The organism is Microbacterium sp. 13-71-7 (genome assembly GCF_002257455.1).
Taxonomy (GTDB): Bacteria; Actinomycetota; Actinomycetes; order Actinomycetales; family Microbacteriaceae; genus Microbacterium.
Genome location: NZ_NCKN01000086.1, coordinates 1 through 15,121, shown reverse-complemented (window position 1 = coordinate 15,121; position 15,121 = coordinate 1). Strand labels below are relative to the sequence as shown.

The window sequence follows — 15,121 nt, the reverse complement described above, 5'->3', positions numbered from 1 at the left end:
CGCGGAGTTCGGCGTCGCGAAGTTCCAGTTCGCATCGAACGTCAGGTCCGTGTAGCGCCAGATCGCGTACTGGGTCGCCTCGATCGCGTCGTTCGCGCTGAGCGGCGCCGTGAACGGGCGCCCGGCCGCCGCAGCGTTGGCGGCGACGGCTGCGGTCAGCGCCCCGAGGGTGATGCCCGGATAGCTGTTCTGGACGATCCAGAGCACCTTGCTGTAGATGTCCGCGCTGCCCGTGAGGTGGTTGGCGCCGAGGTAGGTGGACAGGTCACCGGTCGTCGCCGCCATGTTCGACTTCGCCGTCACGTTGTGCTCGACGCAGTACGAGTAGTAGTCCGGCGTACCGGGATTGCTCGGGTCGACGGGCGTGCTCTTGTAGACCGCGTGGATCCCCGTTCCTGGATAGCCCTGGGATGCTCCCATCCACACGCCCGAGACCATGACCTGGATGCTGGAGGTCGCGCCGTTCGGGGCGACCTGCCCGAGCACCGTGTAGGTGCCGGGCGTGGAGCTCGTCACGATGCGGTTCGTGAGGTCGACGACGCCGTTCGCGTCGGAGGTGAACGTCTTCGGCGCGGTGGAATTGTCGTCCCAGTGGAACGAGGACTGCCCGGCCGGCGCCGCCGGCGGCAGCGTGACGATGATCGCCTGCCCGGCGACCGGCGCGCCGTTGCGGGTGATACTGAAGCTGATATCGCCAAGCGGCGTGCAGACGCCGGTCGGCACCGGCTGCCCCGCCGGATCGATCACGACGCTGGTCGACGCCGCGTACGCCGGCACCGCTACCGCCGCCGCGACGACCGGCAGCGACCACGCCGCCCCCTTGACGATCGTGCGCCGAGAAAGTGCTCTCTTCGGGCTCTCGTTGCCGAGTTCTTCCATGTTTCTACTCCCCAGTTCTCGCGGTGGTCGGGTCGCCACCGTCCTGCTTCAAAGAAGGAGTGCGACTCTTCGCGAAAGTGACGCGAGGAGTCGCACTCGCCTCGTATCGTCCAGGCGCGCGGCGCCGCGTCACCTTCCGGGCGTCCTCGACTCCTTCAGTCCGAAGGACTCCGAGATCCCGCTCGGAGTCCCCTGGAGAGGGAGCCCCCGCATGACCGAGACCACCACTCGCCCGAATCGCACCGGCGGCATCACCCGCCGCACCATCGTGAAGAGCGCCGCGTGGTCGGTGCCCGTGATCGCCGCCGCCGCCGGCGCACCGATCGCCGCCGCCTCCGTCGCCTGCACGGCGACCGTCAGCACCGCCACCGCCACGTACTCGCGGATCAGCGCGACGTCGGCCGTGTTCACCTGGACCGGCCTGTTCGGGGCGGGCAAGGATCTGACGCTCACCCTCACCGCCGCCCCCAACGGCGCCACAAACATGACGATCAACCCGACCAACAACCTGCTGCTCGACAGCTCCACGCAGGGCGGCGAGGCCCAGCCGAGCGTGCGGCTCTCGCTCGACACTGTGGATCTCCGCAACATCGGCGGCGGCGAGCGGGTCACGTTCGCGTTCGCCCTCGCCGGCTCCCCGCTCTCCGTCGAAGCGCTGTCGTACAAGATCAAGGACATCGACGGCGTCCAGGCACTGGACGGGCTCGGCGGCGCGGAGCGGGTCTACCTGTCCGACGGCACCGGCACCTACGATCCCACTTGGGTCCGCGGGCAAGGAACGGGCACCAACCCCTGGCGACCGTTCACGGGTTCGCCCAACGCCGAGGTCGCTCCGACCAGCGCCGCGGGCAATGTCGCCGTCACCGTCGGCTCCGCCAGCGCGTTCAGCCTCACCTTCGTGGCCAACAACTCGGGACGCGCGGCCAGCGACCGCCCGAACCAGAACATCTGGATCGGGCCCTTCACGTTCACGGCGACGAACCCGGCCTGCACGCCGTGAACGACAGGAGGGGTCCGGCCCGGTGAAGCGGGTATCGTCGCACCATGACGACGATGCCCGCGCCGCCCGACCGCGCACGCGTCGTCGGGGCGGTGCGGCTCGTCGGGGGCGCCGCGGTGATCGCGATCCTGTTGCTCACCTTCGTCCAGGGCGGACCCGTCAACGGGTTCAACCCGTTCGACTACTTCGGCTTCTTCACGAACCTGACGAGCCTGCTCACCGCGATCGTCCTGATCGTCGTGGGCGCGCGCGGCCTGACCGGCCGGGCCGCGCCGGGCTGGCTGACCGATGCACGAGCGGTGGCGACCGCCTGCATGCTGCTGGTCGCGCTGATCTACAACGGCCTGGTTCCCGGAACCGGATCCGCTCCGCCCTGGGTGAGCATCACGCTGCACATCGTGTTCCCCGCGCTCCTCGCGCTGGACTGGCTGCTGGTCGGCGATCGTGGGCCGATGCGGTGGAGCCGACTGTGGATCCTCGCCCCGTACCCCGTCCTCTGGCTCGTGGTGGTCCTCGTGCGCGGGGTCACGGACGGATGGGTGCCCTACGGATTCCTGCTGCCCGAGCGCGGCGCCGGCACGATCGCCCTGACCGGACTCGGGCTGCTGGCCGTCCTGGGCGCGGCAGGGACGCTGGTCTGGTGGGCGAGCCGGCTTCCCGGGCTGGTCCTGCCAGCGGCTCACGTGCGCTGACGACTCCCGCCGCGACTCGCGAGGTCCGTCGCGACGTGCGAGAGTTGAATGGTGATATATCGCAGCGGACGCGTGACGGCGTTGATCGGGATCGCCGCCGCGGCGCTCCTCTTGAGCGCATGCGCTCCGAACCCTCACGAGGAGAGCCCGCACGCGGCAGCGGCCGGCGCCGCAGCGACCCAGAAGGCCGAATCGATCGCCCCTGAGCCGCCCACGACCGCGGCGCCCGCGCGGCGCGGCGCGGCCGATGCGTTCCGCGCGTGGCTCGACGCCTCTCGGATCCCGGATGCCGCATCCTCCTGCGCGGCGCTCTCCCCCGAGCTCGCGACGCGGATGATCGCCGAGCTCAACGATCGCGGTCCGATCCACGTCTCGAGCTGCGAGGAGATGATCGCCGTCACGGCCGAGCTCTACCGCGCACTCGATCAGGACGCATCGGTCGACATCTCCGTGCAGCAGGAGACCGCGACCGACGCGACGCTCTTCGTCACCTACCTCGCGACGGGCAACTGCGGCACCGTCGTGATGACACGACCCGCCTCCGACTGGATCATCACCGAGCAGTCCCAGGAGTGCGCGGCCTGAGCCGCAGCGGGCCGAACGCCCGCCTCAGTCGCGCGGCTCGAAATGCGCGAGCCATCCGGCCAGGGTCGCCTCCAGCGCCGCGCGCTCCGACGCAGGCACCATCGCGAGCAGCCGCTGCTCGTTCGCGACATGATCGGCGAAGGCCGCATCGATCAGCGCCTTGCCCTCCGCGGTCAGGGCGATCACGCGGCCTCGTGCGTCACCGGATCCGACCCGGCGGGTGACGAGCCCCGCTCCTTCGAGCCGGTCGATCCGCTTGGACATCCCACCGCTCGTGATCATCGTCGAGGCGGCGAGGTCCGAGGGGCTGGCCTCGTACGGCTCCCCCGCACGGCGCAGCGCCGCCATCACGTCGAAGTCCCCCTCGGAGAGCCCGTGCGCGCGGTAGACCACGACGAGCTCCTCGGTCAGGGCCAGCGCCAGGCGGTGCAGACGCCCGATCGTGCCGATCGCGGTCACGTCGAGGTCCGGACGCTCCCGCCGCCACGCCTGCTGGATCCGTGTCACCTGATCATCGATGTCCGCCACCCCTTCACTATATCTTCCGAGGAAGCTATAGTGTCTTCCATGGAAACTAATCGGAGATGGCTCGCCGTCGCGATGATCGCGCCGATCGCCTGGGGCAGCACCTACTTCGTCACGCGCGAATGGCTCCCCGATGCGCCCGTCTGGGGCGCGGCCATCCGCGCCCTGCCCGCCGGACTCGTGCTCCTCGCGCTGGTCCGGCGTCTTCCCCGAGGCTCGTGGTGGTGGAAGTCCGCCGTGCTCGGAACCCTCAACGTCGGCGCCTTCTTCGTGCTCGTCTATGCCGCGGCGCAGCTGCTGCCGACGAGCATCGCGTCGACGATCATGGCCACCTCCTCGGTCGCGATCGCGGTCGCCGCATGGGCGATCCTGCGCGAGCGGCCCGGGATCCTGCGCCTGCTCAGCGCCTTCGTCGGCATCGGCGGCGTCGCGCTCATGCTGCTCGGCACCACCATCTCCGTCGACCCGAGGGGCGTGATCGCCTCGATCGCCGCGATGGCCATGTCGTCGATCGGATTCATCCTCGCCAAGCGCTGGAACGGCGAAGTCGGGATCCTGCCCTCCACCGCCTGGCAGCTCGTCTTCGGCGGCCTCGCGCTCATCCCGTTCGCGATCGCCGTCGAGGGGCCGCCGCCCGTGGTCGACGGCGCGGGCCTGGCCGCCTACGGCTACCTCACCCTGGTCGCGACCGCCCTCGCGAACGTCGCGTGGTTCGCGGCGCTCAAGCACCTGCCCGCAGGCACAGTCGGTCTCATCGGCCTGCTCAACCCCGTGACCGGCGTGCTCCTCGGCGTGCTCGTGGCCGGCGAGATCCTGGAGGGACGACAGCTCGCGGGACTCGCACTGGTCCTCCTCGGCATCGCCGCGCCGCTCGTGCTCGAAGGCCTCTGGGCGCGGCGCCGGCGCGCCCGCGCGGCGGCCGCACCCGACCCCGCTCCCGAACCGGCACCCGCCGCCCGCACTACATGAACGAAAGCCGGTCCCCCTCGCTGCCGGGCTCGTCGATCCCCAGCAGCCGACGCGGGGTGTTCCAGAGGACGTCGGCCAGCCAGCGATCGCCCAGCCCCCAGCCGTCGAGCACCTCGAGCTGATGCGCATAGGGGTACGGGATCGAGGGGAAGTCGGTGCCGAGCACGACCTTCGGCCCGAGACCGGCGAGCACCTCGGCGTAGCCGGGCGGCAGCGGCGCGATCCGCTGCATGTAGGAGGTGCCGACCATCGTCGTGTCGAGATACACGTTCGGATGCCGCGCGGCCAGCTCGGCGAACCCGAGGTAGTCGGGAAGCCCGGCGTGCGCGATGACGAGCACGAGCGAAGGATGCCTCTCGACGAGTGCGCGCACGGGATCGAGGCCCGTGTACCTTCCCCCGTGCGGCCCGTTCCCGCAGTGGATGACGACCGGGGTCGCCGCCGCCGCGACGCGTTCCCACGCCTCCTCGAGGAGCGGATCCAGGGGCGAGAAGTCGCCGACCTGCACGTGGATCTTGAACACTCTCGCACCGCGCTCGAGGGCGCGCTCCGCGATCGACCCGGCACCCGGCTCCGGGTAGAACGTCGCCGAGGGGATCGCGTCGGGATGCGCCGCCGCGAACTCCGCCGCGTAGTCGTTGAGCCACTGCGCCATCCCGGGGCGATGCGCGTAACTCAGCGTCGTGAACCGGCTCACCCCGATCGCGCGCAGCTGCGCGACGCGCTCCTCGTCCGTGCCGCGATAGCGGATCGGCCACGCCGGCGCGCCGAGCTCGGCCACGCGGTCGAAGAAGCCCCACACCTTCTGCTGCACCCGGTCCGGCATGAAATGCACGTGCAGATCCACGATCCCCGGCACGCCCCGCTCCCGCAGCCAGGCGGGGACGGCGGCATCGGAGAGCGGCTCGGAGGAGGCGGACATCAGGGTCAGCCTATGTCGAGCGGACCGAACCGCGACATCACGGAAGGGGCTCCCTATCCCGCCGTGCGCCCTCAGCTCCGGCAGCGCCGGCGTTTGGGCGGGCCCACGCCCGGATCGCGGCTGAACGCGTCGTCCTTCCGAGATCCGAGCGGCGCACGGGGAAACGGATGCAGCTCCGCCCAGAGGTCGTAGAGACGGGGCTTGCGAATCATCGCGGCGACGCGGTCGACGTCGAGCCGCGCATCCCTGCCCTGCAGGCTCGGAAGCAGCCGCGCAGCGAGGGAGCGGAGTCCGTTCGGACCGCGCCTCGTGGCGCGACCGACGATCGGCGACGACAGGACGACGACGATGAAGACGGCCGCACCGATCCGCACGAGCGGCGACGAGCCGCCTCCCGTCACATATCCCGTGACCGCGGCCGCACCGGCGATCAGCTCCGCGCCGGCCAGGGCAGCGGCGGCCCGACGCGCACGCCTCACTCCCTTGGCGTACCCGATCGCGATCCCCTCGCCGAAGCTCGCCCTCCGTTCCTGGTCGGTGCCGAGCCGGCCGCGTGCGGCGATGAGCAGCTGAGTGCGCCGATCTCTCGGCGCCAGAGCGGTGACGGGGATGACTGCGGCGTGCCGACGCGCGATCCAGCGCCGCAGTCCCCGCGCTCCCCGCGCGTGGCCGCGAAGCTCGACGGCGACCACTCGGGTTCCGTCGGCCTCCCGGATCTGCCATTGCGCGAGCTCCACGGCCATGCGGGCGTGGACCTCCGCTCGTACGAACAACCAGATCGCGCCACCCCAGCACAGCAGGCCCGAGAGGATCACGACCGCATCGAGCGGCCCCCAGGGATCCACCTCATGCCAATCCGCCTGCAGGCCGATGAGGAGCCGGCCGATCATCGGACTCCCCACCAGGAGCGCTGTGCACGCCCACCCGGTCGCGCGTCGGGCCGCCCGCTGATGCCACGAGACGTCCTCGATCAGAAGGTGCACGCCGATGGACGCCGTCCCGGCCAGCCTCGGCGGTCCCGGCATCGGGATCCTTCCCCCTGATCCATCCCCCGGCTCCGGACGCCGGGTGCGCGGAACCTGCGGTCACCGCGGACTCAGTGTCCCGACACCGCCTATGACCGCGCCGAGCGGGTCGCGCCGGTCTTCTGACGGCCCGGCGTCGCCGATGGCGTGAACAGCTCGTCGATGCGTTTCCCGAACACGTCGGCGATGCGGAACGCCAAGGGCAGGGACGGGTCGTACCGCCCGGTCTCGAGGGCGACCACGGTCTGGCGCGACACGTCCAGCCGCTCGGCGAGCGCCGCCTGGGTCCACCCTCTTCCTTCGCGTTCGGCGCGGATGCTGTTCTGCATCAGGCGTGGGGCGCGCCGGCGAAGACGTTGGTGATCTGCCAGGACAGGACGCCCGAGATGCAGATCAGCCATCCGCCGTTCGGCACCGCGAAACCGGCGGAGCTGAGCACGCCGAACACGACCGACACCAGCATGGCCACGACGAACCCGACGGCCAGGCCGGGGAAGAACAGCGTGACCTGGTACTCGTCCAGCTGGCGCACGCGCAACACGGTCACGATGATCATCCAGACGAACGGGATCAGCGGCAGCACCACGAGCACCCAGCGCCAGGGCGTGGGCTGATGCCCCCATGCGGAGAGCGCGAAGAAGCTCAGGACGAAGAGCCCGGACCCGATCCACATCCGGATCTGGAATCCGCGGCGTGGCCGGAGCTCCGAGGGAGACTCCCCCTCCATGTCAAGGTCGCTTGTCATGGAGAGAGGCTACGTCCGCCACTTCCACATGTCAAGGAGACTTGTCATCGGACCCGTGACGGCACCACGGGACGAACCCGGCCATGTGCATTCCTGCACACTCCGTCCGCCGCATATGGGCATTGTCGCATCGACGACCGCGGCTCAGGCTGGAGAACCGACAGACGTCTCCGAGCGTGCAAAGGAGCACACACATGGCGTACGAGACAGCATCCCCCTCCGGCCTGCGTCGGGTCGTGGCCGCCTCGATGGCGGGCACGGTCGTCGAGTGGTACGAGTTCTTCCTCTACGCGTCGGCGTCGACCCTCGTGCTGGGCACCGTCTTCTTCCCGCCCTCCGACGATCCCTTCAGCGGGATCATCGCGGCGTTCGTCACGTACGCGATCGGCTTCATCGCGCGGCCGCTCGGCGGGATCGTGTTCGGGCATCTCGGCGACAGGTACGGGCGCAAGAAGCTCCTGCAGGCGAGCATCCTGATCATCGGGGCGGCCACCTTCCTCATCGGCTGCCTGCCCGGCTTCGCACAGGTCGGCTACCTGGCGCCGGCCCTGCTCGTCCTGCTGCGGTTCGCGCAGGGCTTCGCGATCGGCGGCGAGTGGGGCGGGGCCGTGCTCCTCGTCGCCGAGCACAGCCCGCGCGAGCAGCGCGGCTTCTGGGCCAGCTGGCCGCAGGCGGCGGTGCCGGTCGGCAACCTGCTCGCGACGCTCGTCCTCTTCGCGCTCTCCTCGACCCTGTCGCAGGACGCGTTCCTCGGCTGGGGCTGGCGGATCGCGTTCTGGCTGTCGGCCGTGATCGTGCTCATCGGCTGGTACATCCGCACCAAGGTCACCGAGGCGCCCATCTTCCTGGAGATGAAGCAGGCGCAGGAGCAGGAGGCCTCGAAGAGCTTCGGCCCCCTCGAGGTCGTGCGCCGCTACCCGCGGGGCGTGCTCGTCGCGATGGGTCTGCGCGTCGCCGAGAACATCCTCTACTACGTGGTGGTCACCTTCTCGATCGTCTACCTCACCCAGACGGTCAAGGAGGCGACCTCGGCGACGCTTCTCATCCTGGCGGGCGCCCATGTCGTGCACTTCCTCGTGATCCCGCTGTTCGGGCGCCTGTCCGACCGCTGGGGCCGCAAGCCCGTCTACGCGACCGGAGCCGTGCTCGGAGCCGCCTGGGGATTCTTCGCCTTCCCCATGATGAACACCGGCAATCCCGTCGTCATCTGGGCGGCCATCGCCCTCGGCCTCGTCTTCCACGCGGCGATGTACGCCGGCCAGCCCGCGATCATGGCGGAGATGTTCCCGACCAGGATGCGGTACTCGGGTGTCAGCCTCGGCTACCAGGTCACGTCGATCTTCGCCGGCTCGCTCGCGCCGATCATCGCGACGAGCCTGCTCGCGCAGTACAGGTCGAGCGTTCCCGTCGCGATCTACGTGGCGATCGCCTGCGCGATCACGCTCGTCGCCGTGGCGGCCGCGCGCGAGACGAAGGGGGCGGATCTGCGCGCCCTCGACGCCGACGACCGCTCACGCCTGGCGGGCGCCGCGGCCGCCGGGGAGAACGCGCTGCGGCAGGGCTGATGGGAGCTCGGCCGGGGGCGCCGACGCCGCGCGTGGGCGCCCCGAGCCGGCTCCCTGCCCACCCGGGACGCCCCCCGCCGAGGAGCCGTCACCCCGCGTCAGACCGCCGCGCGCGCTCGCGTGTCCGCGCCCGTCGTCGGCGCCTCCATCGTGATCTCGAGGTCTCGCATCACCACGACGTGGTCGAGTTCGGCGGCGCCATCCGGCAGCGCCTCGAAGAACGACGAGCGCACACCCCTGATCCGCGCCCCTTCCACGGCCCATTCCTCCGCGGCGAGCGCCACGGCTTCCAGCGTGACGCCGTCGTGGCCGAGCGACCAGCCGATCCGACCTGCGCGGTAGAACGCCGACGCCTCCTCCACCGAGGCGAAGAGCGAGCTCGCCCATGCGCCTCCGACCTCGACATCCGCAGCGAGGTGCTCGCCTTCCGCATCCATGGTCATGGCGTAGCGATCGCCGCGTTCGTCGGTCGTGAACCGTGCCCGACGGTGCACGCCGGGGAACAACCGGCCCCCGAACAGCACCGGATGCCATGCGGAACTGTGCCGCTCCAGGATGTACACGCCGCTACGGACCACACCGTCGTCGTCCCATTCCACGGCGATGCGATGCGCGGCGTTCTCGGAGCGCAGACCCGCACCGGCGGGAGCCCAACGCGGTCGGACCCCATCGAGCCCCAACACGCAGAAGCCGGCGAGCGCCTGCCCGTTCACCAGCTGCGGACGCAGCGGCGCGGGAACGAGGGTCCGCGCCGTCTCGGGATCGAGGCGGTAGCTCACGAGGAGACGCCGGCGCAGGTGCGCCCTCACTCCGGGCACGACGCTCACGGCGCCACCACCGACGAGACGTCGGCGCCCTCCGCGTCGATCGCGGACCCACGCCGCTTCCGCACCTCGCGCAGGACGATCTGTTCGGGACAGACCGTCGAGAGGAAGTCGCCGATCGAGATCGCGAGCCGATCGCCCGCGAGCGAGTAGAGGATCCGGTTGGCGTCTCTGCGTTCCGCGATCAGACCAGCCCCGCGCAGGATCCGCAGGTGTCGCGAGATCGTCGGACCGCTGACGGCGAACCGCGCCGCGATCTCACCGGCCGCGAGCTCTCCGCCCTTCAGATCCTGCAGGATCTGCCGTCGCGTCGGATGCGCGAGAGCCTCGAAGGCACTGTTCTCGGCGTCGTTCATGATTGCAATCTAGCACCTGAGCTAAATAGCGAAGAATCGGAACGCGCACGCGTCGCGTGTTCGGCGACGCGTCCGCTCGCGTATTCTCATCCTGGGATATCGGTCTGGGGACTCAATGAGCTTGGGGACTGGACAGAAGGAACACACATGAGAGGCGCCCCGCAGCGCACCCCCACGGCCGGTCGATTCCGGACGTCCCTCGCTCCTCGCATCGGTCTGCCCGCCCTGGCCCTGATCGCCTGCGCGACGCTCATCGCCCCCTCCGCGGCACGGGCCGAGGATCCCGCACCCGTGCTGTTCGCGACGAACGCCGCCGCGCACGACAACACGATCCGTCCGCTCATGCCGATCAGCGACCTCGCGATCGTCGCCGGCCAGCTCTACACGGGGTACGGCGACTACGGCCTGAACACCGGACCGACCGAGATCATGTCCTATGACCTCGCGACCGGTGCGGCGACCGACCGCTTCACCCTCAACGGCGAGGCCGTGGACCGCTTCCGCACCTTCGACGGCGACCTCTACGCCCCCGACATCGATCCGAAGCTCGCGTGGGACGCGAACGTGGGCTACGCCACGGGCTCCGGCGGTTCCTGGCACTACGTCTTCGCGACGCCGTTCGAGCACGTGTTCGACGTCGCCAAGATCGGCGGCACCCTCTTCCTCGCCGGGCAGGCGCTCAACCCGGACAAGGCCAAGTACGGCCCCGCGAACGAGCTCGCCGTGATCAAGAAGTCCACGGACGGCGGAGCGACCTGGACGATCGAGAAGGCGCGCGACTCCGGCAGTGCGGCCATCGGCTACGACCGCTACTACCAGCTGACGGTCGCCGGCGACACGCTCTACGCGCAGGCGACGCTCGACAACGGCGTCGTCCAGCCGGTCGACGTGTGGAAGGGCGGCACCTGGAGCACGTTCGCCCAGGGCGGCGGCGTCGGCTTCACCGGGAGGGACGTCGCCGGCGTGCTCGGCGGCACCCGCTTCGACGGCGCGAGGACGATCGTGTTCAACGGTAACATCGTGCAGGGCGGTTCCCGCTTCGCGCTCAGCGGCTCGGGCTACGGCGTGTGGGTGCAGGCGCAGAGCGCGCGGCCGTCGGGGAAGTACGCGCCGACCTACGTCGCCATGCCCGGCCAGGTCGTCGACCTCTTCCAGGACGCCGGCGTGCTGTACGCGCTGAGCCAGAGCTCGTCCGGCACCACGTCGTTCATCTCCTCCTCGACCGACGGGGTGACCTGGCAGACCAGGGCCACCTTCCAGAACCCGCTCGGCGAGCCCTTCGCGCACGGGACGACGACCATCCAGAACCCGGTCAACTCGTTCTCCCTGGCGGTGAACGGATCCGATGCGTACGTCGGCACGTCCGAGTCCCGGATCTACCGGGTCGCTCTGGGCGGATCCAGCGCACCGTCGACCCCGGCGCCGACGACCCAGCCCCCGGGCAAGAACAAGAAGTAGCGCTCACGGAAAGGGCCGGGCTCCGCGAGGAGTTCCCGGCCCTTTCCGCCGTCGCTCGTGCGGGTCAGGACCACTGGGTGGACAGCGGGACCCTGACCTGCTTCATCCACTCCTTGCGCTGGAAGTCGCGCGCCTTGATCGTGACGGACTTGGCGCCGACCTCGACCTGGAGCCCCTGGTTGAAACCGCCGGGGACGACGGACTCGCCGCCCGTTCCGTTGTCGGTCCAGCCGGTCTGGATCGCGCCGGTGTTCACCACGTTGAAGCCGTCGAGGTTGCCCGAGCCCGGAACGATCCGGCGCGCGTACCAGTCGGAGAGCGCGAGATCCCAGTGCGTGTGGCCGGTGAAGAGGAACACGTCGGGGTGGCGGCCGAGAAGGCCCAGCAGGCGGTCGGTCTGCAGGTAGTCGGACATGTAGAGCTTGTTCCGCGAGCCCGAGACCGTGTTCGGCAGCGGGTGGTGGCTGATGACCATGACCGGGCGCTTGCGACCCCGCCAGTACCAGAGCCGGTCCTCGAGCCAGGCGAACTGCGCATCGCTCATCCACACCTCGTCCCAGAGCGTGGCGTCGTGGTAGTGCATGTACTTCTCGGTGCCGATCATGAGCACGGGGATGTCGCCGAAGACCTGCTCGCTGTAGGTCGTGTTGCGGCCCGCGAAGTTGTAGAAGCTCTTGAACAGCGAGTCCTCCGTCGTGCCGTTGGGCCAGGTGGCCTGGGCGAGGGTGTTCGGGTCGGAGTACTTCGGCACGTAGAACTCGTGGTTGCCGATCGCCCAGGCGAGCGACTTCGGCGCGGGGTTCGCGGCGAGGACCTTGCTCACCTGCGCGTATTCGAAGTCGTAGCCGCGCGGCGTGATGTCGCCGGCGATCGCGATGCCCTTGCTCCTCGGGTTGATCTGCGCGATGTCCTGCAGCGCCACCGCGAAGTCGGCGAGGTCGCCCTGGATGTCGCTGATGACATTGAAGGCGGTGACGGACCCGCCGCCCTGATCGTTGTCGTCGCCCTGGTTGTTGCCGTTGCCGGCGGGCAGGATGCGCGCGGACGCCGAGGTGGCGGTCTCCACGGCGAGAAGCGCCCCGGCCGCCGCGCCGGTGGTGATGAGTGAGCGTCGAGAGATCACGATGTTCCTTTGCTGTCGCAGAATCGCCTGTCGATGTCGAGATCAGCAAAGGCGCCCGAACGGCGAGTGAACGGACGGCGACGCGACAGCGTCGCGCGGCCGCTCCGGCCGAAATGCTCCGCCGAGTGTGCACACTGGGCCTGATCGGGCGACGGATCCGCCTGCTCACGACGGATCTTCTCGAGCTTTTTGCAGCCTGCCTACCTGTGGATAACTTTCGAAGCTATTTTCTAAAATCGGTAGAATCGAGGCATGAGCAGCACACTCGATCCCCTCCTGGAGGCGACCCGCGTCCTCCAGGACGCGTGGGGTGCCGCTCGGACGCCTGCGGAGCTGAGTCGCCCTCAGATGCTGGCCGTCAACGATGCCCTGGGTCTCGTGAAGCGGATCGCCGAGGGCCTGCACTCGGACGTCGGCGGCAGGATCTCCTACGAGTCCCGCCCCGAGCTGGGCCCGCAGTCGCTCGCCAAGCAGCAGGGCTTCCGCACCGCGGCCCAGCTCATCGCCACCACGACCGGTGCGTCCACGGGCGAGGCCGCACGGCTGGTGAAGGTCGGGGAGGCGATCGCCCCGCAGACGAACCTCCTCGGGGAGGCGCGGCCCTCGCGGTTCCCACTGGTGCAGGCCGCCGTGCACGACGGACGGCTGAGCACGGCCTCGGCGAGCGCGATCATCACCTTCCTCGAGAAGATCCGCTTCGCGATCGGTGCGGCGCGGATGGCGGACGCCGAGCGAGTCCTCGTCGAGCGTGCACCCGGGCTGGCGTTGGACGGCGTCCGCACCATGATCACGCGCCTGGAGGCGCAGCTCGACCCCGAGGGCGTCGCTCCTCGTGAGGACGAGCTGCGCGCCAGGGCCGCGCTGTCGATGTTCGAGCGCGACGGGATGCTCCACATCAACGCGACTCTCGACCCCGCGCGCGGCGCCCCGGTCAAGGCCGCGATCCAGGGCTTCGTCTCGGCCGAGTTCGCCGCGAAGCGGGACGGGCGCGACCCGTCCGCCCCCGAGGCGGACCGGCGCTCCGTGGCCGCCATCCAGGCCGACGCGCTCGTGCACCTCGCCGAACACGCGCTGACCTGCGAGAGCACCTCCTTCCTCAACGGCGCGAGCGTCGTCGTGCGCATCGGCCTCGACGACCTCATGAACGGCACCGGTCACGGCCTCATCGACGGCATCGAGCAGCCCGTCAGCGCCACGACGGTGCGGAGGATGGCCGCCGGCGGCGGAGTCATCCCCTGGGTGTGCGGAACGAAGGGCGAGATCCTCGACTGGGGACGGAACCGACGGTTCTTCACAGCGTCGCAAAGGCTCGCGCTCGCCGAACGCGACGGCGGGTGCGCGTTCTGCGGACTACCGCCCGGAATGACGAAAGCCCACCACATCGAGTGGTGGGCCCGGGATCACGGCGGCACCGATCTGGACAACGGGGTGCTCCTCTGCGAGACCTGCCATCACCTCATCCACGACAACGGGTGGGACATCCGCATCGACGGCATCGGCGTGCGGGCGAAGGTCTGGTTCCTGCCTCCTCCCTCGACGGATCCGCTCCGCACACCCCGGCTCGGCGGGAGAGCCCGCACCGAAGTGCTCGTCTGAGGTACGACCGGCGCGAGGATGGCGGGCGCCCTGGGGAGCGCCCGCCATCCTTTGCCTGTTCTGCGGTGCGGGATCCGGATCAGCCGTCGGATCCGGCCGGAGTCGTCGTCACCTTCGTGCCGGCGTCCTTGTTGGCCTTCTGCGCGTAGTCGTTCGTGAACGTCTTCGAGATGTCGATCTTCGAGGTGTCCAGGCCGAGCTGCTTCTCCATGTCGAGCACCGTCTTGGGGCCGCCGGCGGGCATGATGCCGTCGGGCAGGAACTGGCCCTTGTCGGTGGTGAGACCGGCGATGTACTGATCCTTGGTGATCGTGGAGTTGTTCACGTAGTCGGCGGGCAGCTTGTTCGCGATGTCCGCCGCGGAGTGCTCGGAGATCCAGTGCATCGTGGCGACCAAGGCGTTCACGACGCGCTGCGTGGCGTCCTTATGCGCGTTCACCCAGGAGGCGTTGCCGATGAGCCCGGCCGCCGGCCATGCGCCGCCGAGCGCCTTCTGCGCGCCCTCGGTGGTGGCGAGGTCCACGACGGTGTCGGCGACCTTCTGCGTGGTGAGCGCGGTCACGGTCGGCTGGGTGGTCATCGCGCAGTCCGCGGAGCCCTGCTTGAGCGCGGCGATCGCGGTCGCGCCGGCGTGCACGGCGACGGTCTGGTAATCGCTCGTGGACAGGCCGCCCTTGTGCGCGATGAACTGGGTGAGCTTGTCGGTGCCCGACCCCAGGTCCGTGACGCCCATGTTCTTGCCCTTGATGTCGGACGGGCTCTTCACGCCGCTCTTGTCGGTGCACATCAGGCGCTCACCGGGGGCTCCGGACAGCTGCACGACGTCGATGACCTCCTTGCCCTTGGGCTGCAGCTCG

The 15,121-nt window shown here is 69.8% G+C and carries 17 protein-coding genes; 7 read left to right on the top strand and 10 right to left on the bottom strand.

Annotated elements, in window-relative coordinates; all coding sequences use genetic code 11:
* Window positions 1-879: thioester domain-containing protein (locus tag B7X32_RS10135; protein ID WP_292719109.1), on the bottom strand; the 879-nt coding region annotated here is incomplete at its 3' end.
* Window positions 880-1,090: 211 nt separating this feature from the next.
* Here B7X32_RS10135 and B7X32_RS10130 point away from each other — a divergent pair.
* The 3 genes from B7X32_RS10130 (at window position 1,091) to B7X32_RS10120 (ending at window position 3,156) form a co-directional block, all read left to right on the top strand.
* The gene (locus B7X32_RS10130; protein WP_292719107.1) at window positions 1,091-1,879 is read left to right on the top strand and encodes a hypothetical protein; all 789 of its coding nucleotides are present in this window, start codon (window positions 1,091-1,093) and stop codon (window positions 1,877-1,879) included.
* Between the two features lie 44 nt (window positions 1,880-1,923).
* The gene (locus tag B7X32_RS10125) at window positions 1,924-2,571 is read left to right on the top strand and encodes a Pr6Pr family membrane protein (protein ID WP_292719106.1); all 648 of its coding nucleotides are present in this window, start codon (window positions 1,924-1,926) and stop codon (window positions 2,569-2,571) included.
* Between the two features lie 72 nt (window positions 2,572-2,643).
* Window positions 2,644-3,156 carry a hypothetical protein gene (locus tag B7X32_RS10120; RefSeq protein ID WP_292719104.1) on the top strand — a complete coding sequence of 171 codons (513 nt, stop codon included), beginning with the start codon at window positions 2,644-2,646 and terminating at the stop codon, window positions 3,154-3,156.
* Window positions 3,157-3,180: 24 nt separating this feature from the next.
* On the opposite strand, the gene B7X32_RS10115 is transcribed toward B7X32_RS10120, so the two are convergent.
* A complete protein-coding gene (locus B7X32_RS10115) occupies window positions 3,181-3,684 on the bottom strand; it encodes a MarR family transcriptional regulator (protein ID WP_292719103.1) in 504 nt (167 codons plus the stop codon).
* 39 nt (window positions 3,685-3,723) lie between these two features.
* On the opposite strand from B7X32_RS10115, the gene B7X32_RS10110 reads away from it, so the two are divergent.
* Complete coding sequence (locus B7X32_RS10110; protein WP_292719101.1) at window positions 3,724-4,650, top strand: EamA family transporter; 927 nt, start codon at window positions 3,724-3,726, stop codon at window positions 4,648-4,650.
* Here B7X32_RS10110 and B7X32_RS10105 read toward each other — a convergent pair.
* The 4 genes from B7X32_RS10105 to B7X32_RS10090 form a co-directional block, all read right to left on the bottom strand.
* Window positions 4,643-5,572: an amidohydrolase family protein gene (locus tag B7X32_RS10105; protein ID WP_292719099.1), complete on the bottom strand. Its 930-nt coding sequence runs from the start codon at window positions 5,570-5,572 to the stop codon at window positions 4,643-4,645. The genes B7X32_RS10110 and B7X32_RS10105 overlap by 8 nt on opposite strands.
* Window positions 5,573-5,643: 71 nt before the next feature.
* Window positions 5,644-6,597, bottom strand: a complete 954-nt coding sequence (locus B7X32_RS10100) for a hypothetical protein (protein ID WP_292719097.1) — start codon at window positions 6,595-6,597, stop codon at window positions 5,644-5,646.
* Window positions 6,598-6,686: 89 nt separating this feature from the next.
* A complete protein-coding gene (locus tag B7X32_RS10095; protein ID WP_292719095.1) occupies window positions 6,687-6,926 on the bottom strand; it encodes a helix-turn-helix transcriptional regulator in 240 nt (79 codons plus the stop codon).
* A complete protein-coding gene (locus B7X32_RS10090; protein ID WP_292719093.1) occupies window positions 6,926-7,342 on the bottom strand; it encodes a hypothetical protein in 417 nt (138 codons plus the stop codon). Before B7X32_RS10090 ends, B7X32_RS10095 begins: the two co-directional genes overlap by 1 nt.
* Window positions 7,343-7,536: 194 nt before the next feature.
* Here B7X32_RS10090 and B7X32_RS10085 point away from each other — a divergent pair, with 194 nt between their 5' ends.
* Window positions 7,537-8,907, top strand: coding sequence for an MFS transporter (locus B7X32_RS10085; protein WP_292719091.1), 1,371 nt, complete (start codon window positions 7,537-7,539; stop codon window positions 8,905-8,907).
* A 98-nt stretch (window positions 8,908-9,005) separates the two neighbouring features.
* Here the strand turns inward: B7X32_RS10085 and B7X32_RS10080 are convergent, their stop codons facing one another.
* Together B7X32_RS10080 and B7X32_RS10075 are read right to left on the bottom strand one after the other, a co-directional pair.
* A complete protein-coding gene (locus B7X32_RS10080; protein ID WP_292719089.1) occupies window positions 9,006-9,734 on the bottom strand; it encodes a DUF2071 domain-containing protein in 729 nt (242 codons plus the stop codon).
* Window positions 9,731-10,087 carry a metalloregulator ArsR/SmtB family transcription factor gene (locus B7X32_RS10075; RefSeq protein WP_292719087.1) on the bottom strand — a complete coding sequence of 119 codons (357 nt, stop codon included), beginning with the start codon at window positions 10,085-10,087 and terminating at the stop codon, window positions 9,731-9,733. The genes B7X32_RS10080 and B7X32_RS10075 overlap by 4 nt, the downstream gene beginning before the upstream one ends.
* Window positions 10,088-10,234: 147 nt before the next feature.
* Between B7X32_RS10075 and B7X32_RS10070 the strand changes: the two genes are divergently transcribed.
* Window positions 10,235-11,545 (top strand): hypothetical protein, encoded by a 1,311-nt coding sequence (locus B7X32_RS10070; RefSeq protein ID WP_292719085.1) that lies wholly within the window; start codon window positions 10,235-10,237, stop codon window positions 11,543-11,545.
* 64 nt (window positions 11,546-11,609) lie between these two features.
* On the opposite strand, the gene B7X32_RS10065 is transcribed toward B7X32_RS10070, so the two are convergent.
* Window positions 11,610-12,668, bottom strand: a complete 1,059-nt coding sequence (locus B7X32_RS10065; RefSeq protein ID WP_292719083.1) for a DUF4073 domain-containing protein — start codon at window positions 12,666-12,668, stop codon at window positions 11,610-11,612.
* A 252-nt stretch (window positions 12,669-12,920) separates the two neighbouring features.
* Here B7X32_RS10065 and B7X32_RS10060 point away from each other — a divergent pair, with 252 nt between their 5' ends.
* A complete protein-coding gene (locus tag B7X32_RS10060) occupies window positions 12,921-14,264 on the top strand; it encodes an HNH endonuclease signature motif containing protein (protein ID WP_292719081.1) in 1,344 nt (447 codons plus the stop codon).
* Between the two features lie 79 nt (window positions 14,265-14,343).
* On the opposite strand, the gene B7X32_RS10055 is transcribed toward B7X32_RS10060, so the two are convergent.
* Window positions 14,344-15,121: ABC transporter substrate-binding protein (locus B7X32_RS10055; protein WP_292719079.1), on the bottom strand; the 778-nt coding region annotated here is incomplete at its 5' end.